Genomic DNA, 23,786 nt, shown 5'->3' on the forward strand with positions numbered 1-23,786 from the left:
AATATATTTCCTAGGACGAAATCCAAGGTTGCTGACTACGGTGTCGCGGCAGGCAGCAGTGGCAGCGGCTGGTTGAAGAACGTCCGGGTGTCCGTCAGTGCCGTTGCCCCGCCATTGACGGTTTCGATACCGGCCTCGCTCGCCTGCGGTACGTTGATCGTGCCGTCGGCGCCGCCGAGGCCGTCCGCGAGGAAGCGGATGGCATTGGCGTTGTTGACGTTGGTGATGGTGTTGGCATGAACGTCGGCATTGATGATAGCGCCGGCAAATGTGGCGGTGACCGTGATGCCGCGGCTGTCGGCATTGTCGCGAATGGTGTTGTTGGTGACCGTCGCGTGCACGGTGCCCGGCTGCACGAGCTGCGTGATCGAGACGCTGTCGCCACCGCTTATGCCGTTGACGCCGATGCTCTGGATAATGTTGTTGTCGATCAGCACCTTGGCGACGCCGAGGCTTTCATGCCCAACCCTGATGCCGTTGCCGGTTCGCGATCCCGAGGTTGCTACGCCTTGCGTACCGATGACGTTGTTGGCGATTGTGCCGTCAAGCGTCCGTGCGAGGTCGCCGCTGCTGAACACGTTGATGGCCGTCGAGTCGCTGTTGGTGACGGTGTTGTTCCGGACGGTGAAATTCAGATTGCCGCCCGTGCCGGCGCCGGAATTGCTGCTCTGGGTAAGGTTGATGCCGTTGTTCAGATTGTTGAATAGATTTCCCGTGGTCTCGCCGATGTGAGCGTTGACGGTGCCGTCATTGGCAATGACGAACAGACCGGTTCCAGGGATGACTCCCGGTCCGGGATAGGCGTTGTTGCCGGTGAAGGTTGCGCCGTCGACGGTCAGCGTCATCGTCGGCGCGCCGGCGACACCGGCGCCGTCCGCCTCGAAGATGAAGTCGCTGCCGGCATTGTTTGAGGCGCCGTTGTTCGAGAACGTGCCGCCGCTCACCACCAGGTTCGCCAACGTGCCGCCGGAATTGATGACCTGCACGTTATGGGTGAATGAGTTGGAGACCGTGAGGTTGGTGAACGTGGCGACGTGCGAGGCGTTGCCGGTAAGTTCGTTGAACAGGATTCCGGACTCGGTGTTGGCATCGGCATTGCTGTTCAGGGTCAGACCGTTGAGCACCACACCGTTGACGCGCAGGCCCTTTATGCCGTTGCCCGCATTGTCGCTGATAATCATGTTGCTCAGGCTGACATCCTGAGTGTCGGTCAGGCTGACGCCATCGCCGGTCGAGTTCTGGATCGTGCCGCCGCTGCCCCCCGTCGCGCCGGTGCCGGTCACCACCAGATTGCCGCTGGTGCCGGTGTTGTTGAGCACGATGCCGTTGGCTGCACCATTGGACGCAATGCTCCTGAACGTCACGTCGCCGGCGCCGATCGTCGTGTTGGCGACATTAAGGGCCGTGCCCGTGCCGGACACGATGGTGTTGCCGGTGCCCTGCACCGTCATCGTGCCGCCGGTGGTGGCTGCCGGACCGGGGCCGGTGGCGCTGAAACCGGCGCCGCTGGTCGTGGCGATGACCAGCCCGCCATTGGTGAAGTTGATCGTCGCGCCGGCATTGTCGCTCAGGCTGACGCCAGCCGCCGTGGTCGAGGTGATCGATTTCGACGCGCCGGAGAAGGTGATGATGCCGGCGACATTGTCGTCCAGCAGGATGCCGATCTGGCCCGCCGCATTATGCGTGATGTTGCCCGACAGGGTGATGTTGCCGGCGGTCAGGGCGCGATCCTGGATGTTGACCGCCTGGCCGGTGCTGCCGCTGGTGATCGCGCCGGCATAGGTGAACGCCGCCGTGCCGCCGCTGTTGGCGGTGCCTAGGCCATCGCCGATACGGATCACGGCGCTTGTTCCGCCCACCAGCGCGCCGGTGCCGAGGTCGATCGCTCCCGAACCGGTGACGGAATCGAGGATGACGGCGCTGGTGCCGCCGGCGCCTTTGTTTGTGGAAGCGAAGGTCACGCCGCCCGCCGCGATAGCAACGCTGTCAAGGTTGACCGCGACGCCGCTGCCGGTCGAAATCGTGTTGCCCGAGCCGATAACGGTCACGGTGCCAGTACCGTTGCTCGTGGCGTTGAAGCCGGTGCCGGAGGTGGTGGTGATGGCTAGGCCGCCGCCGGTGAAGTTGACCGCGGTGTTGGTGTTCGCCGTCAGGTCGACGGCATTGTTGGCTCCGGTGGTCAGTATCTTGCTGGCGCCGGAGAAGTTGATCGTGCCGCCGGTGTTGGCGTTGACGAGGATCCCGTTGGCCACGCCGCCGGTGGCGCTGAGAGTGCCCGACAATGTCGTGGTGCCGGCGGTGCGGGTGGAGATGCTGACGACGTTTCCGGCCGTGGTCTTGGTGACCGAGCCGGCATAGCTGACATTGGCCGAGCCGCCGGTGACCAGGAAGGCCGCGCCGGTCGCGCCGCCGAGCGCACCGGAGCCGAGGCTGACAGTGCCGGCGCCGGTGACATTGGTCAGCGACACGTTGTTGGTGCCGCCGGTCGAATTGGTCGAGGTGAAATTGATGCCGGTGGTGGCGATGCCGTTGAGGTTGACCGCCTGCGCGGAAGTGGAGCTCACCGTGCCGGTCGTCACATTGACCGTGCCGCCATTGATGGCGCTGAATCCGGTGGTGCCGTTTGTGACGATGTCGAGGTTTGCGAAGCTGACGGTCGAGGCCGTGGCGCCGTTGTTGATTGCGACTGCGGTGCCGGTCATCGGCGTCGTGGTGCCGAGATCGACCGTACCGGTGAAGCTCACCGTATTGGCCGCCGTCGCGCCGGAAATGCTGATGCCGCTCGCAGCGCCGTTGGCGATCACCGAGCCGGCGAAGGTGAAGCTGCCGCCAGCGCGGGTCGAGATCGTGGCCGCCGCGCCCGACGTGCTGATGATGGAGCTGGCGCCGTCGAAGCTGATCACCGCGTTGCCGCCGGTCACCGAAAGGCCGCTGCCGCCCGATATATCGACATTGGTACCGGCAATCGTGCCGCCAGCGCCCGACGCGCCGCCGAAGGCGATGCCGGTGCCGGTCGCTGCGGTGGTGATGTTGACGTTGGTCAGCGTCGTCGTGCCGGCGGTGTTGTCGAGTTTGAAAGCAATGCCGGTGGCGCCGGTGCTGGTGACGTTGGTGATGGTGCTGTTGGACGCGTTCAGCCACACATCGCTGGCGTTGCCGGAGAAAGCAACGTGGTTGATCTTCGTGCTGTTCGACGGCGTGATCTCGATACCCTGCGTGGCAAAATTGCGGATAGTCATGTTGCTGATGACGGTATTCGCAGCACCCGCGCCATTGTCCTTGACGCCACGCGCGGCACCCGCCGGGCTGCCATCGAGGATGAAGCCGTCGATGATGTTGCCGCTGGCGCCGAGCGTAATGACATTGTTGCCGGCGCTCGTCGTCAGCGTCGCGGCGCCATTGGGCGTCTGGTCGATGATCGAGATGCTGTTGCTGGCCAGCTGGATGGTGGAGGGCACCGTCAGCGCCAGGTTGATGTTGCCGTTGCCGAAGCCGCGCACCTGCTCGCCGATGGCGAGCGCCAGCGTATCGTTGCCATTGCTGCCTGCCGCGGTGATGACGCCGCCATCGTTGACGAGGACGAGAATGTCCGTCGACACTGCTGCCGCTTCGGCGGTGGTCAGCGTCGCCAGATTGTTCTGGTCGCGGCCGCTGCCGTCGCCGGTCGCGGAAGCGCCGACGAAATAGACCTTGCCGACACCGAAGCCCAAGCCCGGGGTCGACTGGAAGTTCACGTCCTGGAAGTTGTAGGTGCCGGCAACCGGCGCACTGGAGGCGTCGATGCCTACATTGGCGCCGATGGTCGAGAGCTGGTCGGTCGCCGATTCGCCGTCGCCATAGGTGAAAGCGAGGTTGGTGGCGCTGTTGAGGAACACGCCGGTGTTAACCCCGGCTATGCTCGAACTGGCGCCGCCGACCACGGCATCACCGAGGCGCACCGTCTGGCCGCCGATGGCGCCGCGCAGGTCGACGGCGATCGAGGTGCCGGCGGCGGCGGCATTGGTGACATCGAAGTCATTGGCCGTCACCGCCGCATTGATGGTGGCACCGTTGAGGTCGAAGGCCACGCCCGTGGTGCTGTTCAGGCCGATGTCGAGATCGTTGAAGGACAGCGCCGCGCCAAGCGTGCCGGAAACATCGACACCACGCGTGGTCATGCCTTGCAGGTTGACCGTGCCGAGAATGATGGCCCCGCCGCCCGACGAGGCGATATTGGTCAGCGAGATGCCGGTTGCGGCGGCAGTGGCCGAAACACTGTCGAAATTCATGCCCGCAGCGCCAATCGTAACGCCATTGAGGTTCAACGCGGTGCCGCCGGCCGTCGTGGTGATGCTGTTGTCGCTGAGGAGCGCGCCGACGCTGACCGTGCCACCGCCGCTGGCGTTGAAGCCCGTGCCGGAGGTGGTGGTAATCACCAGGCCACCCGTATCGAAGTTGATCGTCGCGCTGGTGTTGGTCGTCAAGTCGACCGCCGTATTGGCGCCAGTGGTCAGCGTCTTCGTGCCACCGCTGAGAGTGATGGTCCCGCCGGAGTTGCCGTGGACATAAATACCATTGTCGAAACCGCCGGTGGCGCTGAGCGCGCCGGACAGTGTGACCGTGCCGCCGGTGACGCCGGAGATGTCGACGATCTTGCCGGCGGTGGTCTTGGTGACCGTGCCGCCATAGCTGACGGTCGCAGCACTGCCATTGAGCAGGAATGCGACGCCCGAAGCGCCGCTCAATGCGCCGGATCCGAGGCTGACTGTTCCGGTGACATTGGCCAGGCCAACATTGTTGGTGCCGCCGCCCGACGAGGTCGAGTCGAGCGCAATGCTGGCGGCGACGCCGGAGAGGCTGATCGCCTGGCCGAGGGTCGAGTTTACCGTCTCGGCACCGCCGGTGGCGGTGATGCCCATCGTGCCGCCGGTGCCCACGATGGCCGTGCCGGAGGTGGTGTCGATGGTCACACCGCCGGTGAAGCTTGTCGTGCCGCCGCTCTGCGACAGGCCGACGCCGCTCGTCGTATCGATGTTGGCGAGGCCGGTGACGTTGACCGTGCCTGATACCACATGGATGCCGCCGCCGGCCGTGGCGGTGTTGTTGACCGTCACCGCGCCGAAGGTGAACGTGCCGGTGTTGGCGCCGGTGCCGTCTATGCCGAAGCTGCTGGTGCCGGTGATGCTGGTCGCGCCGGAGACATTCACCGCCCCGGTGACGCCGTTGAGGATGATGCCGCTTGTGCCGCCGCTCGAGGTGATGCTGTCGAAATTGACGCCGCCGGCGCCGAGTGTGCCTTGCAGCGATAGCGCTGTCTGGCCCGTAGCGTTGATCGTCGTCGAGCCGGCATTCGCGACGGTCAGGACATTCAGCCCCGAGAGGCTGAGGCCAGTGGCGAGGGACGTCGTGATGTCGAGGCCGCCATTGAAATTGACGGCGCCGCCGGCGGTGCCGCCCGAAATCGAGACGCCATTGCCGCCGGTGATCGTCACCTGGTCGGTGAAGGTCACCGCGCCGCTGGTGCGGTTGGCGATATTGATGCCGCCACCGGTCAGCGTTCCCGGAGTGGCGCTGTTGGGCAGGATGCCGCGTGACACCGAAATGGTGCCGCTGCCGCCGTTGACGTCGAGCAGCGTGCCGGCAACGTTGATGTTGTTGTTGATGATAGACAGATTGCCGTTGAGGCCGGCGACCTGGATGGCCGTCTGACCAGCGGCGACGTTGCTGATCGTCACGCCTTCGATGGTGATGCCGCTGGCATTGCTGAAGCCGACCGCGCTCTGGTCGATCAGGAATGCGGCACCGGTCGCGCTGCTGAAGTCGAAAGCGGTGTGGCGCACGGCGTTGTCGCCGAGCAATTGCATCAGGTTGGCCGTCCCGCTGACGACGGCCTCGTCGCCGGTGATGTTGCCGCCGGTGGCGCCAAGAGCACCTTGGACGTTGGCCGGCTGGATCGTGCCGGTCGAAACCACATTGCTGTTGCCGAAGCCGGTGATCGTCTGGCCGGAATCGAGCGTGAAGGCGGTGGCACCGAGATTGATCGTGCCGACAAAGGCGAAGTTCTGCGTGCCGGTCAGCGCATCGGCGGCGGCGAGCGAAATGGTGTTGACGCCCATGCTGAGATTGCCGGTCGTGCCGGCGGCGATGAAGCCGCCCGACTGCGAGACCAGCGTGACCGAACCGGGCGCGGTGGCGAGGTTGGCGCTGCCGGTGAAGAACACGTCGTCGAAATCGTAGTTGCCGAGCGTCGGATCGAGACCGACCGTGTTGACGGTGAAGCCGCCGGCGGCGGCGATGATGAAGGATTCCAGCCCGTCGGTCGAATCGCCGTCGCCGAAGGTGAAGTTGGCATTGGCGGAGGTCGCCGTGGTCTGGCCGGACGACAATTCGACGCCGATGCCGACATTGTCGATCTTCGAGCCCTGCAGGAAGGTGATGACCTTGTTGCCGGTGGTCGACGACAGGTCGATGCCGCGCGAGGTCAGGTCGCCCAGGCCGGTGATCGTCGTCAGGCCGAAATCGGCCGTCGTCGAGGAGCCGCTGAAGTCGATGCCGGTCTGGTTGGCGCCGACATCGTCGATGGTGGTCGTGCCGAAGCTGACATCGTTGTTGGTGCCGGCGAAGTTGATGCCGGCAGTGCCGCTCGTGGTGCCCAGCTTGACCTGGGTCGTGCCGAAGGTCACCGTGCCGGCATTGCCGACAATGTTGATGCCGATGCCGCCGGCGCCCGTCACGGTCACCGCCCCGAAGGTTGCCGATGCGGTGCTCGCGACACCGGAGATGGACAGGCCGGTGCCCAAGGCATTGGTGATCGATAGCGGGATGGTAACATTCAACGTTGCGGTGCCGATCAGGCCACCGACCACCGCGCCGCCGCCACCGCTCGCCGACAGGGTCGGGCCGGTGAAGCTGAACGCACCGCCTGCCGGGGGCAATGTCGAGCCGATGGCGAACAGATTTCCGGTGCCGGTTGACGTGACGCTGCCGCTGAACTGGGCCGAGCCGCCGATGGTGCCGTCGATCTTGACCGCCGTTCCTGGTGCTGTTGCCGAGCTGGAGATGTTGGCCGAGACCGTGATCGCGGCGCTGCCGCCAAAAACCACGACGCCGTTGCCGGTGCCGGAATTGGTGATGGTGCCGCCGATGTTGATCGTGCCGGTGTTGTTGGTCAGGCTGACGTCGTCGCCCGAAACCAGCGTCGTCACCAGATTGTTGACATTGACCGTCGCGGCGCTGCCTTGCACCACGAAGCCGGGGCCACCGCCAACAACCGTGTCGATCGTCGTCGTGCCATTGAAGGTAACGGCGTTGGCCACGTTGGTGAGGCGGATGGCGTCGCCATTGACGCGATTGATGTCGACCGCGCCGAAGGTGACGCTGCCGCCGCTGGTGTTTTCGATGAGGATGCCGGTCTGCACGGCGCCGCCTGAGCCGTCGACGGTGATGCTGTCGAAAATGACGCCGCCTGCGCCGATGGTCAAACCGCCGGCGCCACCGAGATGGATGCCGTTTTCGACAGGGCCGAGCCCAGATGCGGTCGTGTTGGTGCCGGTGACGGTGAGCGTGCCGCCATTGATGGCGCTGAAGGCAAGGCCGCCATCGGTGGTGAGGTCGAGCCCGCCGGTGAAATTGATCGTGCCGCCGGCATTGCCGGTCAGGTCGATGGCGTTGGCCGCGCCGGTGCTGGCGGTGATTTGGCCGGCGAAGGTGGCCGACCCGCCGGTCATGCCGCTGATCATGACCGCGCTCGCGGCACTCGTCTGATTGATGGTGCCGTTGTAGGTGAGGTTAGGCGTTGCTCCAAGAATGCTGAGCGCCGTGCCCGTCGTGCCGGCGATCGAACTCGCATTGTCGAAGGTCAGCGTGCCCGTGGAACCGCCCGTGACGCTGACGCCGATACCGGCGCCGGTGATGTCCAAATTGTTGAAGGTGCCGGTGCCGCCGAAGTTGCTGGCCAGCAGGCCAGTGCCGCTGACGCCGCCCATCGTCGTGTTGGTGATGTTGATCGCACCCGTTGCGCCGGTCAGGTCGATGCCGGTTACGGCGCTGCTGATCGTCACCCCGGTGATGGTGGCCGCGTTTACATTCGATCCGTTGATCGCCGAGCCCGAACCCGCATTGCTGACGCTGAGGTCGGCGACGCGGTTGCCGTTGGCGAGATCGATGGTGCTGCCGGCCGAGTTGTTGAGAGTGGCGGCGCCATTGCCGAACGGATCGACCTGGGTGCCCGACGTAACCACCTCGGCGCCGGTGACGTTGGCGGGCGGCCCGCCGAGAGCGACGGTGTTGCCGTTGGCGAAGGAGACGATCTGCTGGCCGTCGGCAAGCGTGAAGCCGTCGGCATCGGTGTTGATGGTTCCAGCGCCGCTGTTGACAAGGACGAAGATGGTGTTGGCGTCGGTCGTCAGACCGTCGGCGGCGTCGGCGTTGATAAGGTCGCCAACGCTCGCGCCGGAGCCGGTTCCGGTGTTTGCTGCGCCGACGAAGATGACGTTGGCGGTGTCGAACAGCTGCGGGCCGACCAAATGGGTGGCGTTGAAAGCATAGGTGCCGTTGCCGGCTAGCAGGCCGCGCATGTCGAGCGAGGCGGTCGTCCCGGTGATCGAACTGGTGCCGACACCGGCGCCGAACGAGAAGGTCGTGTTTGCGCTGGTGCCTGCCGCGCCGTTGGTGCCCATCTGGACGCCGGTGCCGGCGGAGATCACACCGGTGCCGATCGTCACCGAGCCGCCGGTGGCGCCGGAAAGGTCGATGCCCGTGGAAGTGCCAGCTCCGGCAATGTCGAGCGACGTGGCGGTGAAGGTCGACTGGCTGCCCGACAGGTCGAGCCCGGTCTTGCCTGTGGGCAGGCCGGTGATGTCGATGTTGGCGAAGCTGATCGTGCCGTTGGCGCCCTGGACGTCGATGCCGCTCTGGGTCGGCTGGCCGATGCTGGCGTCGCCGAACGTTACCGCGCCGGAATTGCCATTGAGGAGGATCCCGTTCACGCCGGCCTGGTTGATCGTCACCGTGCCGAACGTGGTGGCGCCGGAACTGTTGTTGATCGAGATGCCGTCGCGCGATGGCTGGGTGATGGTGGCCGCGCCGCCGAAATCAACCGTGGCGGCGCTGTTTGTGATGAAAATGCCGTCGAAAAGGGTGTTGGAGGTCGTCGTGGTGCCGGTAACGGAGAAATTGCCGCCGACGTTGCCCAGGCCGATTCCACTCTGTCCGCCGGACTGGCTCACCGTGTCCAGCGTGACATTGAGCGCCATCGGGTTGATTAGCCCGAAAGTGACGACATAGACGGCCTGGAGGCCGTTGCCCGAAACCGTGCCGCCGGTCGTCGTCAGGCTTCCGCCGCCCGTCGAGTTGACGAAGATGCCTAAGCCGCCATTGTCCTTTGCATCGAGCGTCTCGAATCCATAGTTTCCGCCGCTGACGATGAACAGGCCGTGGCCGGTATTGTTCGAGAGTGTCGTCGTGCCGGTGAAACTGTAAGTTCCGCCACCATTGTCGATGAGCAGGCCGCTGCCGGTATTGCCGCTTGAGTTCAAATTGTCGGCGGAAACATTGTTGATGGCGCCATCGAACAGCACGCCGTTCAGGCTGGCGCCTGAAACATTCAGCCCCGACATCGTGACATTGCTGACTCCGCTGCCATGCACGCCATTGCCGTTCGCCACACCGGCGATGTTGAAGTCGAGCAGCGACGTGTTGTTGGCCAGCGTCACGGCGTCGCCGGTGCCGGTATTGGTCAGCGTGGCTGCGCCGCCTGGATCCGAGACGACCTGGTCATGCTTGACGTTGTCACCGGTGACGTTGACGGGAATGCCGCCGAGCGAGAAAGTACGCCCATTGCCGAACGAAGCCATTGTCTGTCCGGCACTCAGCGAGAAGCCGCCAGAGGCGTCGATGGGCGTCCCGTCATTGACCAGCACGAAGATCGCGGTGCCGTTGGTGATAAGGTCAGCCTGGTTAATCGCAAGCAGACTAGACGTGGAAGAGCCGTCACCCAATGATCCGACGCCGCCGACGAAAATCACATTCTGCTGGTCGAACAGCTGCGGACCGCTGAAGGTCGTCGAGCCGAAAGCATAGAGCCCGAGCGTCTGGTTGAGCCCCCGCGCGTCGAGCGAGGCGGTGATGCCGGCAATCGAGCCGCCGCCGAAACTGAATTGGGCATTGGCCGAATTGGCCAGCGAGCCGGAAATGCCGAAGCGCACGCCGGTATCGACATTGGCGATCGCGCCGCCATCGGTGATGACGATCGTCGCCCCGCCCGCGCTCGGCGAAGACAGATCGATGCCGATCGAGCCGGCGGCGCCTGTGCCAGTGATGTTGAGCGACTGCGCCCTGAAATTGGTCTGGCTGCCGGAGAAATCGAGGCCGACGCCGGAGCCGAGGCCAGCAATGACGATGTTGCCGGCAATTATCGATGTGTTGGCGCCCGCAAACACCATGCCGTCGGTGCCGGGATTGGTGATGTTGATGTCGCCGAAGCGGATCGCGGCCGGCGAATCCGTGATCGCGATGGCCGGTCCGGTCGTGTTCGAGATCGTCGTCGCGCCGTTGACGGTGAGGCTGCCCGAAAGATTCTCGAGCACGACGCCCGATGTGCCGCCGGTCTGGGTGATCGAATCCAGCACGATATGGGCGGTGATCGGATCGATGAAGACACCGACGCCGTCGTCGCCGAGCGCCTTGTTGCCCGACACCTGGCCGCCGGTGATGGTGATCGAGCCGGCGACCCCGGTGCCCTTCACGGTAATGCCGGCATCGTTGTTGTCGAGCGCGTTGAGGGTGGCGAAAGTGTAGGTGCCGTGGCCGGTTATATCCAGGCCGTCGTCGCCATTGCCCTGCAGCAGAGTCGTGCCGGTGAAGTTATAGGTGCCGTCGCCTTCGATGTGCAGTCCGTCGAGGCCGTTGCCGGTCGCGGTGAAGTTCGAGCCATTGACGCCGGTCGATGTACCGGTGAAGTCGGCGCCGTGGCCGCCGGCGCCGGTGACCGTGACGTTGGTCAACGTGGCGCCGGTAATGTTGCCGAAGATGCCGTCCTTGCCGCCGGTGATGGTGATACCGCTCAGCGTGTTGCCATTGGCGAGCGTCAGGACGTTGTTGGCAGGGTTGGTGCCCTGGATGGTGCCGTTGGAGCCGCCGAAATTGTAGGTGCCGATGCTGCCGTCGGCGAGCCGCGCCTGGACACCGCCGCCACCGCCGATAACGGTCTGCCCGTTGGCGAGCGTCACGCCGGCTGTCGTAATGTTGCCCTTGCCGCCTAGCGCGACGACGACGCCGTTAGCGCCGGCGCCGGCGACTGCATTGTCGAGCGTGGTCGGGTCGCCGATCGTGCCGAGGCCGAGCGCGTCGTTGTCACCATCGGCGAAGAAGAACTGGCCGAATGCCGTGTTGGTGGCGGCATTGATCGCCACCCGCGTCGACGTGCCGGTAACTTTGTCCTGGCTCTCGATGCGAACGCCGATGTCGCCGCGTACGCGCTCGTTGACGCGTTTGCGCAGGCCGGGGCTGACCGGATAGACCAGCTCGGCGCCGTCATCGGCCGAAGACGAGCCCTTGTCGAAAGCGTTGAGCGGCACTGTCAGCCGGATGCTGCCGGCGAACTGGGTGTCATCGCGGTTGTCGTTGCGCACCTCGCCGGTGAAGGCCAGCGACGTGCCTTTGCCGATGACGTCGCCGATCGAATATTCCAGGCCGGCCTTGGCGCCGGTGATGCTGCCGTCGTCGCCGTCGGGATCGCCGAAATGGTAGGCGCCGACATCGAAACGCAGTGAATGGTTCTCGGGCAGGTTGAGCGGCACCTGAACGCCGACCTCGCCCTCGATGCCCCAGGCCGCGTAATCGCGGTGGGCGATGGCCGATATCTGCTCGATCAGCTGATGCCCGACCAGCGACAGGCTCGACTCTTGCCCGGCCGTGCTGCGGTCGCCGCTGATCGGCAGATAGACGTTTACGTGCGCATCGTATTTTGAGGTGATCGCCTCGAGGCCGAGCGTCGAGGCGACGAACTGGTGACTGTCCTGGTTCTGGATGTTGAGATAGGCGTAGCCGCCGATCATCAGATCCGGATTGACGATGCGGCGAACGCCGAGGCCGACGTCCTGGCCGAAGCCGTCGTCGAAATCGTATTTCGAGCGCACATCGAGAAAGAGAACGGATTCGAGGTTCTGCTTCAGCGGCAGGAAACCCTCGATCGCCGTGTTGCCGCCATTGTTGTTGGCGCCGATGATGGCGCGGACCTGCGGCTGCCACAGTCCGGTGTCGCCGGCATGGGCGGCTATGCCGGAAAGGGCAAGTGCCAGAGTGGACAGCGCGGTCGTCTTCCAGAGATGCCTGGAAAAACCTGACCGGCGATACTTGGTATTCGCCCGGAACCTTCTTCCGTGCGTCGCCATGTCATTGATCTGCCGAGTTTTCTCGGTCGTCTCCATCCCTTGCGAACCTCAACGAGTACACGTTCCGTCGATAATACTATCCGAATCCCAGTGTATAGCGAGCATGATTGTTTGCTTTACACATACAAGATTTCAAAGTTGTTTATTGTGGTAATCCAGCAACAGTAATTTAGCCGGCGCTCATGTACCGTATTGGCTTCCCCGCCAGGCTCGGCTGTTGTATCAACGCGCTCGGCGAAACCCTGACACGACGAGGATCGGGTGGCTTCATTGCTGAGAACCGTTTGTGGGCGGGCCGCCTGGGTCGGCGCGCTATGGCTGGTCGTGTCGGCAGGGTCGGCGCTTGCCGAAGAGCCGAAGTCAACCAAATCTGCCGAGACAAAGCCTGCAGAAGGCAATCCGTGGGCGCTAAACTGCTCTAGCGGATCAACCGGAACCGAGCTTCAATGCCAGGTTTCGCAAAACCTCACCGAGGCCAAGACCGGGCAGCGCGTTCTTACCGTCACGGTTCGCCGCGACAATGGCAATGGCAACCTCGCGATGCTGCTGGCCTTGCCACACGGGCTGTTCCTGCCTTCCGGCGCCTCGTACCAGATCGACCAGGGGCAGAAGACGACCATTGCCATCCAGACCAGCGACCAGAACGGCGCCTATGCCGCGACCCCTTTGTCGGCGGACCTCGTCAAGGCGATGAAATCGGGAACCAACCTGAACATCGGCATGGAGTCGGTGACGCGCAAGCCGGTGACCATTCCGGTCTCGCTTGCCGGATTCACTGCCGCGATCGACAAGCTTCAAGCGTTGAAATAGCCGGCCTATCTCGGCAGATGCGTAAACGTCAGCTTACGTTATGGACTGGCCGGGCTCACACGTGCTTGCGGCCACCTGTCTCGCGGAACCAGCTGTCGGGGTAGGGGTACCACCAGTCCTGGATCGCCGGTCTGTGGTCGATGATGACCATCTTGGAGCGTCGGAAGGCGTCGAGTCCCTGGCGTCCCAACTCGCGGCCAAGGCCTGATGCCTTCCAGCCGCCGAAGGGCAGGGCGTCATTGTCGATCAGCGGGTTGTTGACCCAGACCATGCCGGCCTCGAGCCGCTCGGCCGCCTCATGCGCCTCGGCGAGGTCGGTGGTGAAGACCGAGGCGCCGAGCCCGAACGGGCTGTCATTTGCAAGCCGGATCGCTTCGTCGAAATCCTTTACGCGGCAGATCGCTGCGACCGGCCCGAAACACTCTTCGCGCACGATCGCCATATCGGGTGTAACCCCGGTCAGGATCGTTGGCTCGTAGAACCAGCCAGTGTTGTGCGCCGGCGGAATGCGCCCGCCGGCAACGGCTATAGCGCCGTTGCTGATAGCATCATCGACCAGCCGCATCACTTTCGCCCGGGCGGCTTCGCTGACCAGCGGGCCGATCTCGGTCTTGTCCATGCCATTGCCGATGCGCAGCGCCCGCGTCTTCTCGGCGAACAGCTCGACGAAGCGATCGTGAACCGAGTCGACGACAAAGAAGCGCTCGGCCGAGGTGCAGACCTGGCCGGTCAGGTGGAAGGCGGCGGTGACGCTGCCGGCTGCCGCCACGTCGAGCGGCGCGTGCTCGCTGATGATCAGCGGATCGCTGCCGCCGGCTTCGATGACGCAAGGCTTCATGCGCTCGGCGCAGGCGACTGCCACGGCTTTGCCGGCGGCGAACGAGCCGGTGAAGGCGACAGCGTGGGTGCGCTCGGAGGCGATCAGCGCCTGCGCGGTGGCGGCCGTGCCGGGCAGGCAGGAGACCAGCCCTTCGGGCAGCGAGCGGAACACGGTCATGTAATCGAGTGTCGGCAGCGTCGTGGCTTCGGCCGGCTTGATGATGCAGCCATTGCCGGCGGCAAGCGAGGCCGCAACGGTCCAGCACATCAGCAGGATCGGGAAGTTGTAGGGCATGATGTGGACGGAGACGCCATACGGCTCGTAGCGCGCATACTGGAACGAACCGGCCTGGGTCGTGCCGGCGATCTTGCCGGCATCGTCGCGCGCCATCTCGGCGTAGTAGCGGAAGATCGGTGCGCAATTGGCGATCTCGCCGATCGCTTCGGGATAAGGCTTGCCCATCTCGCGCACCATCAGCTCTGCGCAGCGGGTGAAGTCTGCCGCCTCGATAGCGTTGGCGACGGCGTGCAGGTGTTTGGCCCTGCTCTTGGCATCGAGCTTCTTCCAGGCGGCTTGTGCCGTGGTTGCGGCACACAGCACCGCATCGATCTCACCGTCCGTTGCGGCGGAGATCGAGCCGACGGTCTCCAGCGTCGCCGGATCGATCACCGGTTTTGCCGTGCCGGTCATCGGCCGGTAGTCCGGATTGACGAAGAAAGCCGGCCGGTCAGCGGAGAATTGCATGGTCGTCCTTTCAGGTCCGCTCAGCGGATCATGTAGACCTTCTTGATGGTCTCATGGACGGTGCAGACGCCTTTCCAGTCCTGCGGGAAGAACGCCGCCGTGTCCGGCTCGATCTCGATGACCTCGCCCGATTCGTGCACATAGGTGCAGCGGCCCTCGAGGAAGTGGCAGAACTCGTCGCGGGTGACATGGCAGTGCCATTTGCCGGGAGTGCAGACCCACAGGCCGCATTCCGAACGGCCCTCCGGCCCCTTGTAGAGCAGCTTGCCCGAGGTGTGGGACTCGCCCTCGATCATGGTCGGGATGACGCCCCAGTCGACGAGGTCGGTGATGGCAAGCGGGGATTGCATGATGGGCGTGGTCATGGCGATTTCCTTTAAAAAAGTGCTCAGCGGCACATGAAGGCCTTGGTCAGTGTTTGCGTGATGGTGGAGGTGCCGGCCCAGCCGGCGGGGAAGAACACCAGCATGCCGGCCTCGACCGGGATCTCTTCGCCATTCTCGCGGACATAGGTCCCGCGGCCCGACAGGAAATGGCAGAACTCGTCGGCGGCAAAGGTGACCTTGCGGCTACCCGGCGTGCACGACCACAGGCCGCATTCGCTCGATCCGTCCAGGTTCTGTGACAGGATCCTGCCCGAGGCACGCGGTGCACCGGCAAGCGTGTTGCTGCCGGCGCCCCAGCCCTCCAGTTTCACGGTCGAGGCCTTTGGCCAGGGCGGTGTCGGCATATTGCGAAGCTCCGTTGCTGTTCAAGCCAGCATGTAGACGTTGCGCATGGTCTCATGCACGGTGCATTCGCCTGTCCAGCCGGCAGGGAACATGACCACGGTCCCGGCTGCGACTTCTATCACCTCACCGACATCCGACCGGTACGTCGCGCGGCCGGTGACGAAATGGCACAATTCGTCGCGCGGAATCGAGAGCCGCCAGCGGCCGGGCGTGCACACCCAGATGCCGGATTCCGGCTGGTTGTTGGGTCCTTTGTGGACAAGCCTGCCGGTCGAGTGCGACGCGCCGTCCAGCGCGTCGGACTGGGCGCCCCAGTCGACGAGGTCGGTGCGGGTGGAGGCTTGGTAAAGGTGCGGGGCGGAGGAGGTCACAGCAACTTCTCCAGCAACCCTGCGGCCTTTTCCGGCCCGTTCTGTGCCCGCATCTGCGACGAGGTCTTCGCCAGCTTGCCCTTCATCTTCGGGTCGGTCAGGCAAGCCTCGATCCTGCTGACCAGCTGGGCGTCGCTCCAGTCGTAGCGCGGCATGCCGAAGCCGTGGCCGGTTTCCTGGACGCGGGTGGCGTTGTCGTGACCGTCCCAGACATAGGGCATGATGATGGCCGGCTTGCCGAAATAGAGGCACTCGGTGAACGAGTTGTTGCCGCCATGGTGGATTACGGCATCGACCTGCGGGATGACTGAAGGCTGCGGGAACCAGCTCTCGACGATGACGTTGTCCGGCACATCCGTGTACAGTTCCTTGTAGCCGCCGACATTGACCAGCGCGCGGTAACGGTTCTTGCCCAGTGTTGTGATGATGCGCTTCAACAAATCGACATCGCCGGCGCCGAGGCTGCCGAAGGAGACATAGAGCAGCGGCCCGTCATTGTTCTCGGCGAAGGTCGGCACGGTATAGGGCTTTTCCTGCCGCACGCAGCCTTCCAGATACTGGAACTTTGCCGGGTCGAGCGGATGGCGGCGCTTGAACTTTGCCGCTTCGGGATAGAGCAGCAGATTGAGATAGGGCGAGGCCTCGAAGAACTGGCCGACCGGGTAGGGCGCTTCATTGTTTGCGGTGAGGAAGGCGTTGAAGTCGTCGTGGATCGGCTTGATCACCGCGTTGAAATGATCGCGGTAGCGCTGGTGGCCGACATCGTCGTTCTCGCCGCAGCCCGAGAGATGCGGCGGGATGTCCTCATCCTCGATCTCGTTTTCCGAGCAGGAGATGACGCGCACCCAAGGCTTGCCGAACTGTTTGATGGCCGGAAACAGGATGACATTGTCGACGCAAATGACATCAGGCTTGATGGCGGCCAGGACTCGCGGCAAATCCTTCTGCGCCCATTTGGCGCTGTCGACAATCGCGGTCCAGCAATCCTTCACGTAATTGTCGACCTGATCGTAGGGCGATTTGCGGAAGTTCGGGATGTGGCCGTTGATGAAGTCTTCCCAGAATTTCGCCATCTGCTCGGGCGGCATCGGCTCCGACAGGTTCACCGGATGCGCTTCGAAGCCGTAACCCTTGTAGACATCGACAAAGCCGGGGTCGGACAGGAACACTGCCTTATGGCCGCGCGCCTCGACGGCTTGCGCGATGCCGACCGAATTGAGCGCCGGGCCGTAGGCCGCTTCGGGAAAAAACGCGATCGTCTTCTGCGCCATCAAGCTCTCCTATTCCTGAAAAATTCTGACATCGGCGGCGTCCCAGCCGAGTTCGACCTGATCGCCCGACGAGACCGGCCGGCGGTCGGCGGCATCGGCGGTGACGCGCACCAGAAATGGTTTTGGCGACAGAGGCGTGCGGATATGCAACTGCAGGTCCAGCCCGTGATAGGCCAGCGCCTCGACCATGCCGGCGGTGCGGTTGGCGGTCTCGGGTGACGGGAACAGCCGGATGCGTTCGGGTCGCACCGAGGCCACGGCGGAAGCGCCGGGTGAAAGCGCGGCGGGAACCTTGCCGGCAATGCGCGCGCCGTTCGCGGCGATCACGCCATCCGCAGACACCTTGCCCGGTACGAAATTCATCACGCCGATGAAGTCGGCGACGAAACGGTCGGCGGGATGCTCGTAGATCGCATGCGGCGCGTCGCATTGCAGCAACTGGCCGTCCTTGAGCACCGCCATGCGGTCGGCCATGACGAGTGACTCTTCCTGGTCGTGGGTGACGATGACGAAGGTGATGCCGACTTCGTGCTGCAGGCGCTTCAGCTCCAACTGCATGGCGCCGCGCAGTTTCTTGTCGAGCGCCCCGAGCGGTTCGTCGAGCAGCAGCAACCGAGGCCGTTTGACCAGCGCGCGGGCGAGCGCGACGCGCTGCTTCTGGCCACCCGACAATTGCTCAGGCTTACGGTCGGCGAAGGGGACAAGCTCGGTGGTGGCCAGAATGGCGTCGACGCGGGAACGGATTTCAGCTTTCGGCAAGCGCTCCATCTCCAGCCCGTAGGAGACATTGGCGCGCACGCTCATATGCGGGAACAGCGCGTAGGACTGGAACATCAGATTGACCGGCCGCTTGTTGGGCGGGGTCCGGGCGATGTCCTTGCCATCGAGCAGTATGCGGCCGTCGGTTGGCGTCTCGAAGCCGGCCAGCATGCGCAGCAGCGTGGTCTTGCCGCAGCCGGAGGGTCCAAGCAGCGCGAAGAACTCGTTTTCGCGGATGTCGAGCGAGATGCCGTCGACGGCGGTGACCCGGCCGAACTTCTTCGAAACGTTATCAATGGCCAGCAGCGTGCGCGGTTCGCTCATTGGCCGATGATCCCACGGTTGATCCGCTGCGACAGGGTCAGCGCGGTGATCGATACCGCCATGACGATGGTCGCCAGCGCGTTGATCTCCGGCGTGATGCCGAAGCGGATCATGGCATAGATCTGCATCGGCAGCGTCGTCGAGGCGCGGCCGGCACCGGCGGTGAAGAAGGCGATGATGAACTCGTCGACCGAGAGCGTGAAGGCAAGCAGAGCGCCGGCAATCACTGCCGGCGCGATGACCGGCAATGTCACACGCCGGAAGGTGGTCAGAGCCGAGGCGCCGAGGTCGGCGGAGGCCTCGACGATCGACCAGTCGAAACTCTTCAGCCTTGCGCGCACCACCGAGCAGACGAAAGCGAGGTTGAAGACGACATGGGCGAGGATGATGGTGTGCAGGCCCATGGTGAGGTTGAGCATCGAAAAGAACGAGAGAAGCGCAATCGCCAGCACGATGTCGGGGATGATCATCGGCGCGAAGATCAGGGCTTCGAGGCCTCTGCCATATTGCCGGCGCATCTCGACGCCGATCGCCAGCAGCGTGCCGAGCAATGTGGCGATTGCGGTCGAGACCAGCGCCACGATCAGCGTGTTGAGCGCTGCAGACAGGATGGCGCTGTTCGAAGCTAGCGAAATGTACCATTTCAGCGAGAAGCCCGACCATGCCGTCGGCAATCCGCCTTCGTTGAAGGACAGCGCCACCAGCACGGCGATCGGGATGTAGAGGAAGGCGAAGACGAGGGTGAGAATCGTCCGCATGCCGAGCGTACGGGTGAAGGAATGGGTCATCGCCGGCCTCCGACAATTGGAAGGCAAGCGAACGACCAGAGTCCTTCTCCCCGTTCACGGGGAGAAGATACCGGCAGGCAGATGAGGGGCAGCGCTGAGCGTCGCAAAGGTTGACGCCGCCCCTCATCCGCCCCTTCGGGGCACCTTCTCCCGGTGAACGGGGAGAAGGCAAGAATTGCGCAGCGCTCAGCCATCGGCGTCACCCTTTGCCTCAGCCGCACGCCCCGCGGCGCGGTCGGCGGCGAGCGCCTGCGCCATCAGCACCAGAAGCATGATGGCGATCAGCGCCATCGCCAATGCCGCGCCAAACGGCCAGTCATTGGCGGTCAGGAACTGGTCGTAGACGAGGTTGCCGATCATCTGGAAGCGGCCGCCGCCAAGCAGCGCCGGGGTGACGAAATTGCCAATCGACAGCACGAAGACGAAGACGGCGCCCGCAGCGATGCCGGGCACGGTCAGCGGCAGGATGACACGTCGGAAGGTGGTGGCGGCCGAAGCGCCGAGATCGCGCGATGCTTCGGCCAGTTCCGGGTTGAGGCGCGACAGCGGCGCGTAGCAGGCGAGGATGACGAAGGGCAGATAGTTGTAGACGAGGCCTGCGATGACCGAGCCTTCGGTATAGAGCATCGAGGGCGGTTCGCCGGTGTAGCCGAACCAGCGCAAGAGCTGGGTGATCAGCCCTTCGCGGTTCAGCAGCACGATCCAGGCATAGGTGCGGATCAGGTAGTTGGACCAGAACGGCAGCACGGCGAAAAACAGGAACACCGGCTGCCACCGGCGTGGTGCGGCGGCAATTGCATAGGCCGCGGCATAGCCGATCACGACTGCGATGAGCGTCGCGGTACCGGCGATACGTGCTGAGTTGAGGAAGATGCCGGCATAGAGTGGGTCGAAGACCAGCCCGAAATTCCCCAGCGTGAAGGTGTAGTCGATGCCGCCATAGACGCCGCGCCGGAAGAAGGCGAGCGCCAGCACCAGCGCGCATGGCACCACCATCAGCGCGGTCAGCCAGACCAGCGCCGGGGCCATCAGCAGAAAGGAACGGGAGGTCCGCGTCACGCCGCACCCCCCTCTGCCCTGCCGGGCATCTCCCCCTCAAGGGGGGAGATTAGCAGTTCCAACCTCTCGCTTGCTTTCAAACGTCGAAGATCGGCGAAAGCGACGCCACAGCCGATCTCCCCCCTTGAGGGGGAGATGACCGGCAGGCCAGAGGGGGGCGTGAAGGAACGCAAGCTTGCTTCCAGCAATCGAAGTGGCAGGCCGCTTACTGCGCGGCCTTGATCTCGCTGACGATCTTGGAATAGTCGCGCTGGGCTTCGCCGACGTCACGCAACTGCTCGAACTTGACGAGATCGGCCACCGGCATCGCCATGTTGGGGAATTTGGCCAGGAAGTCGGCCGGCAGGCTTTCCATCGCCGGCTTGTTCGGCACCTTGTAGTCGATGTTCTGCGCCGCCCAGGCGTGGTTCTTGGCGTCGAGCATGAAGTTGATGAACTTGAAGGCGTCGTCCTTGTGCTCGGACGCCTTCATCACCACCATCGTGTCGACCCAGAGATCCGAGCCCTCTTTTGGGATGACGTATTTGATCTCGGGCTTGTCGGCGATGCCGTAATTGCACCAGCCGTCCCATGCCTGCACCATCAGGGCCTCGCCGGACACCAGCTTGGAATAGAAGGTGGTGTCGTCATAGGCGAGCAGGGTCTTCTTGGCCGAGATCAGCAGGTCCTTGACCTCGGCCATCTTGGCCGGATCGGTCTCGTTGACCGAATAGCCCTTGTCGAGCTGCCCGGCGGCCAGCAGCCAGCGGTCGGTCGCCAGCATGGTGGTCTTGCCCTTCATCTCGTCGGAAGGGGCGAGCAGGTCGCTCCAGCTCGTGGGCGCCGTCTTGACCAGGTCAGAGCGGTAGCAGAGGCCCGTCGTGCCCCAGGTGTAAGGCACGGAGAAAGCGTTGCCGACATCGTGCGGCAGCTTGGTCGCTTCGGGATAGAGGTTGGCGAGGTTGGGGATATTGGCATGATCGATCGGCTCGGTCAGGCCAAGCTTGTTTAATACTTCGGCGAAGGGCGAGGAGACGAAGACCACGTCATAGCCCTTGCCGCCGGCGGCAATCAGCTTGCCCATGATCTCTTCATTGGTGGCGTGCACCACCACTTCGCCGGCAACGCCGGTGGCGGTCTTGAAAGCGGCCATGGCGTCGGGTGCCATGTACCCATCCCAGTTCGAAATAACGAGGTCGGCTGCGGCGGCCGGCACCGAGAGCGTCAGGGCGAGACCGAGAGCGATTGAGGATGTATTGAGCGCACGGCGCCGCAGGCTGGTAGCGGTCATGGCAGTCTCCCATTCGGTTTGATCGTCGAAATCATTTGCCGGACCAGGGCCGGCGACGCGCGCGCCTGCCTCGATCCTGTTCCCTCGGTCTTTTCTCGCCGATTGTGCCGACAGTACTATTGCAGAAAAAAGTACGTCAATCCATAATCTGTCAACCGACGGACGAATTTGGCCGATTGTCCCTGTTCCGGCGATCAGCCAGACCAATGCGCCACATTCGCATTCGAGAAAAGTCATGCAAGCCGTAGCCAGACGACCTCGCACCAACCATCTCGATCTGGCGCAACGCATCCTGGATGTGGCGCGGCAGCGTGGCTTCGAGCCTGGCGCCCGCCTGCCCGAACAGCAGATCGCCTCGCTGTGCAATGTCTCGCGCACGCCCGTACGCGCGGCACTCGGCCTGCTCGCGGAACGGGGCGTGGTGCGCTGGGAGGCCGACAGCGGTTATCATCTGACGGTCGACCTCGCCGCCCAGCCCGCCATTGCCGCCGAACTACCCAGTGCGGAGGAAGACGAGCTCGCCGAAGCCATCCTGCGCGACCGCTCGGCGCGACGGTTGGACCAGACGGTGACCATCGCGGGGCTGATGCGACGCTACGACGCTGATCGCAAGACGGTACTAAAAGCACTTAACAAACTGACCGACGAGAATCTTCTGGATCGTGCGCCTGGGCAATCCTGGTTGTTTCGCCGCGCGCCGGACGATCCGGAGGCGCAAGGCGAAAGCTACGAGTTCCGCCTGGTGCTGGAGCCGGCGGCCATCCTGACGCCAGGCTTTCGGCTGGACGGGGCGCGGGCAGCAATGTTGCGGCAAGGCATGGAAGCGCTTGCAGCGCTGCCGGACGAGACATTCGACACGCGCGAGTTCCAGCGGCTGGACATGGATTTTCATGGCATGATCGCCGAGGGCTGCGCCAACCGTTTTGTGTCGGATGCATTGGCCGATCATCTCCGCCTGCGCCGGCTGCCGGGCATCTATTCCGGCGTCAACGTGTTTCGGCTGCGGCAATCGTTGCGCGAACACTCGGGCATACTCGACTATCTTGAAAGCCGGCAGTATGAGGTGGCTGCCGATCTGCTTCGCATCCACCTGCGGCTCTCCCGCAGCCAGCGACCGCAAGCAGCCAGCCGCGGAGCTCCCGCACTGTTCGGCATGATCAGCCGGCCGGATTGAAGAGGAATAATTGACGCGTAAAGCCAGCCCGACCATCGCGCTGTTTCCCGAAGCCAGTTTCGGCGCCGCGTTGAATTGCGTCGGTATCGCACAGGCATTGCGCGCACGGGGCGCTCGCCCCGTCTTCATCTGCCATGCCGGCTTCTCCGGCGTCTTTACCGACTATGGCTTCCAGGAATACCATCTGCCGACAGATGAGCCGCTGAGCGACAGCGACCGCCAGAGCTATTGGCAGGCCTTCGTGCGCCGGCACCTGCCGCATTTCCGGCTGAGCCCGATCGACCAGCTCGAGACCTATGTCGCGCCGACCTGGCAAGCGATCGTCGACACCGCCGTCAACGCCGAGGCGCCGCTGCGCCAATTGCTGGCGCGGCTGAAGCCGGACGCGGTGGTGCTCGACAACGTCATCATGTTCCCGGCGATCGCCGCCGCCGGCTGCCCGTGGGTGCGCGTCGTCTCCTGTGCCGAGACGGAACTGCCGGATGCCGAGGTGCCGCCCTATCTCTCGGGGATGGGTGCCGACGACCCGCAACGTGCGGCGTTCGAAGCGCGCTATCTCGCGGCCTCCGCACCCGCGCATGAGCGCTTCAACCGTTTTCGTGCGGATGCCGGCTTGGCGCCGTTGCCCAAGGGCCTGTTCCTCGAGACATCACCCGACCTCAATCTGCTGCTGACGCCAGCGATCGTACGGCGTGAGCGGGCCGAGCCGCTCGACCCCAAACGCTTTGTCTATCTCGAAGGCTGCGTGCGTTCGGAAGGGCCATTCGAGGTGCCGGTGTTTCCGCGCAATGGCGGCCCGCTGGTCTATGTCAGCTTCGGCAGTCTCGGCGCGATGGATGTCGGGCTGATCGAACGCATGTTCGCCGTCTTCGACCGGCTGCCGGCGCGCTTCATCGTCAATGCCGGCGGCCTGCGCGACGCCTACCGCGCGGTGCCGGACAATGTCTATCTCGACGCCTGGTTTCCGCAGCCTTCGGTGGTGGCGAAGTCGGACCTGTTTATTCATCACGGAGGAAACAACAGTTTTTGCGAGGCGCTGCGCTTCGGCGTGCCGTCGCTGATCATGCCCTATTGCTGGGACGGACATGACAATGCGCAACGCGCGGGAGAGACGGGTGTCGGCGACCATATCGGCCGCGACGCCTGGACGGAAGGGGGATTGGAGAGAGCCATTCTCGGCCTGCTGGCCGACGATGCGATGCGCGCCCGCCTCAGGGACAATGCTGCCAAGATGGCGCTGACCCCTGGAACGGATGTGGCCGCGCAAGCCATACTCTCTCTCATAGGTACGTGA

The 23,786-nt window shown here is 64.1% G+C and carries 13 protein-coding genes; 3 read left to right on the forward strand and 10 right to left on the reverse strand.

The window, feature by feature from the left end; genetic code table 11:
* Positions 1–35 precede the first annotated feature (35 nt).
* Positions 36–12,371, reverse strand: coding sequence for a beta strand repeat-containing protein (locus NKI46_RS16175; protein WP_352746930.1), 12,336 nt, complete (start codon positions 12,369–12,371; stop codon positions 36–38).
* A gap of 261 nt (positions 12,372–12,632) precedes the next feature.
* On the opposite strand from NKI46_RS16175, the gene NKI46_RS16180 reads away from it, so the two are divergent.
* Positions 12,633–13,181 (forward strand): invasion associated locus B family protein, encoded by a 549-nt coding sequence (locus NKI46_RS16180; protein WP_352746933.1) that lies wholly within the window; start codon positions 12,633–12,635, stop codon positions 13,179–13,181.
* Positions 13,182–13,236: 55 nt separating this feature from the next.
* Here NKI46_RS16180 and NKI46_RS16185 read toward each other — a convergent pair whose 3' ends face one another.
* The 9 genes from NKI46_RS16185 to NKI46_RS16225 all read right to left on the reverse strand — a co-directional run bounded on the left by NKI46_RS16185 (position 13,237) and on the right by NKI46_RS16225 (position 21,318).
* The gene (locus NKI46_RS16185; RefSeq protein ID WP_352746936.1) at positions 13,237–14,745 is read right to left on the reverse strand and encodes an aldehyde dehydrogenase family protein; all 1,509 of its coding nucleotides are present in this window, start codon (positions 14,743–14,745) and stop codon (positions 13,237–13,239) included.
* 20 nt (positions 14,746–14,765) lie between these two features.
* Positions 14,766–15,110 (reverse strand): cupin domain-containing protein, encoded by a 345-nt coding sequence (locus tag NKI46_RS16190; protein WP_027059488.1) that lies wholly within the window; start codon positions 15,108–15,110, stop codon positions 14,766–14,768.
* Between the two features lie 23 nt (positions 15,111–15,133).
* The gene (locus NKI46_RS16195) at positions 15,134–15,475 is read right to left on the reverse strand and encodes a cupin domain-containing protein (protein WP_352459775.1); all 342 of its coding nucleotides are present in this window, start codon (positions 15,473–15,475) and stop codon (positions 15,134–15,136) included.
* Between the two features lie 21 nt (positions 15,476–15,496).
* Entirely contained in the window at positions 15,497–15,847 is a 351-nt protein-coding gene (locus tag NKI46_RS16200) for a cupin domain-containing protein (protein ID WP_352746940.1), read from the reverse strand.
* On the reverse strand, positions 15,844–17,118 hold the full coding sequence (locus NKI46_RS16205) for a glycosyltransferase (protein ID WP_352746943.1): 1,275 nt from the start codon (positions 17,116–17,118) through the stop codon (positions 15,844–15,846). The genes NKI46_RS16200 and NKI46_RS16205 overlap by 4 nt, the downstream gene beginning before the upstream one ends.
* A gap of 9 nt (positions 17,119–17,127) precedes the next feature.
* A complete protein-coding gene (locus tag NKI46_RS16210) occupies positions 17,128–18,201 on the reverse strand; it encodes an ABC transporter ATP-binding protein (protein ID WP_352459778.1) in 1,074 nt (357 codons plus the stop codon).
* Positions 18,198–18,989 carry an ABC transporter permease gene (locus NKI46_RS16215; protein ID WP_352459779.1) on the reverse strand — a complete coding sequence of 264 codons (792 nt, stop codon included), beginning with the start codon at positions 18,987–18,989 and terminating at the stop codon, positions 18,198–18,200. The genes NKI46_RS16210 and NKI46_RS16215 overlap by 4 nt, the downstream gene beginning before the upstream one ends.
* Before the next feature lie 186 nt (positions 18,990–19,175).
* Complete coding sequence (locus NKI46_RS16220; RefSeq protein WP_352459794.1) at positions 19,176–20,018, reverse strand: ABC transporter permease; 843 nt, start codon at positions 20,016–20,018, stop codon at positions 19,176–19,178.
* Between the two features lie 235 nt (positions 20,019–20,253).
* The gene (locus tag NKI46_RS16225) at positions 20,254–21,318 is read right to left on the reverse strand and encodes a polyamine ABC transporter substrate-binding protein (RefSeq protein ID WP_352459780.1); all 1,065 of its coding nucleotides are present in this window, start codon (positions 21,316–21,318) and stop codon (positions 20,254–20,256) included.
* Between the two features lie 235 nt (positions 21,319–21,553).
* Here NKI46_RS16225 and NKI46_RS16230 point away from each other — a divergent pair, with 235 nt between their 5' ends.
* Positions 21,554–22,492 carry a GntR family transcriptional regulator gene (locus NKI46_RS16230; RefSeq protein ID WP_023685712.1) on the forward strand — a complete coding sequence of 313 codons (939 nt, stop codon included), beginning with the start codon at positions 21,554–21,556 and terminating at the stop codon, positions 22,490–22,492.
* Between the two features lie 10 nt (positions 22,493–22,502).
* The gene (locus NKI46_RS16235) at positions 22,503–23,786 is read left to right on the forward strand and encodes a glycosyltransferase (protein ID WP_352459781.1); all 1,284 of its coding nucleotides are present in this window, start codon (positions 22,503–22,505) and stop codon (positions 23,784–23,786) included.

The sequence above is a fragment of the Mesorhizobium sp. M0615 genome (assembly GCF_040320805.1).
Classification (GTDB): Bacteria; Pseudomonadota; Alphaproteobacteria; order Rhizobiales; family Rhizobiaceae; genus Mesorhizobium.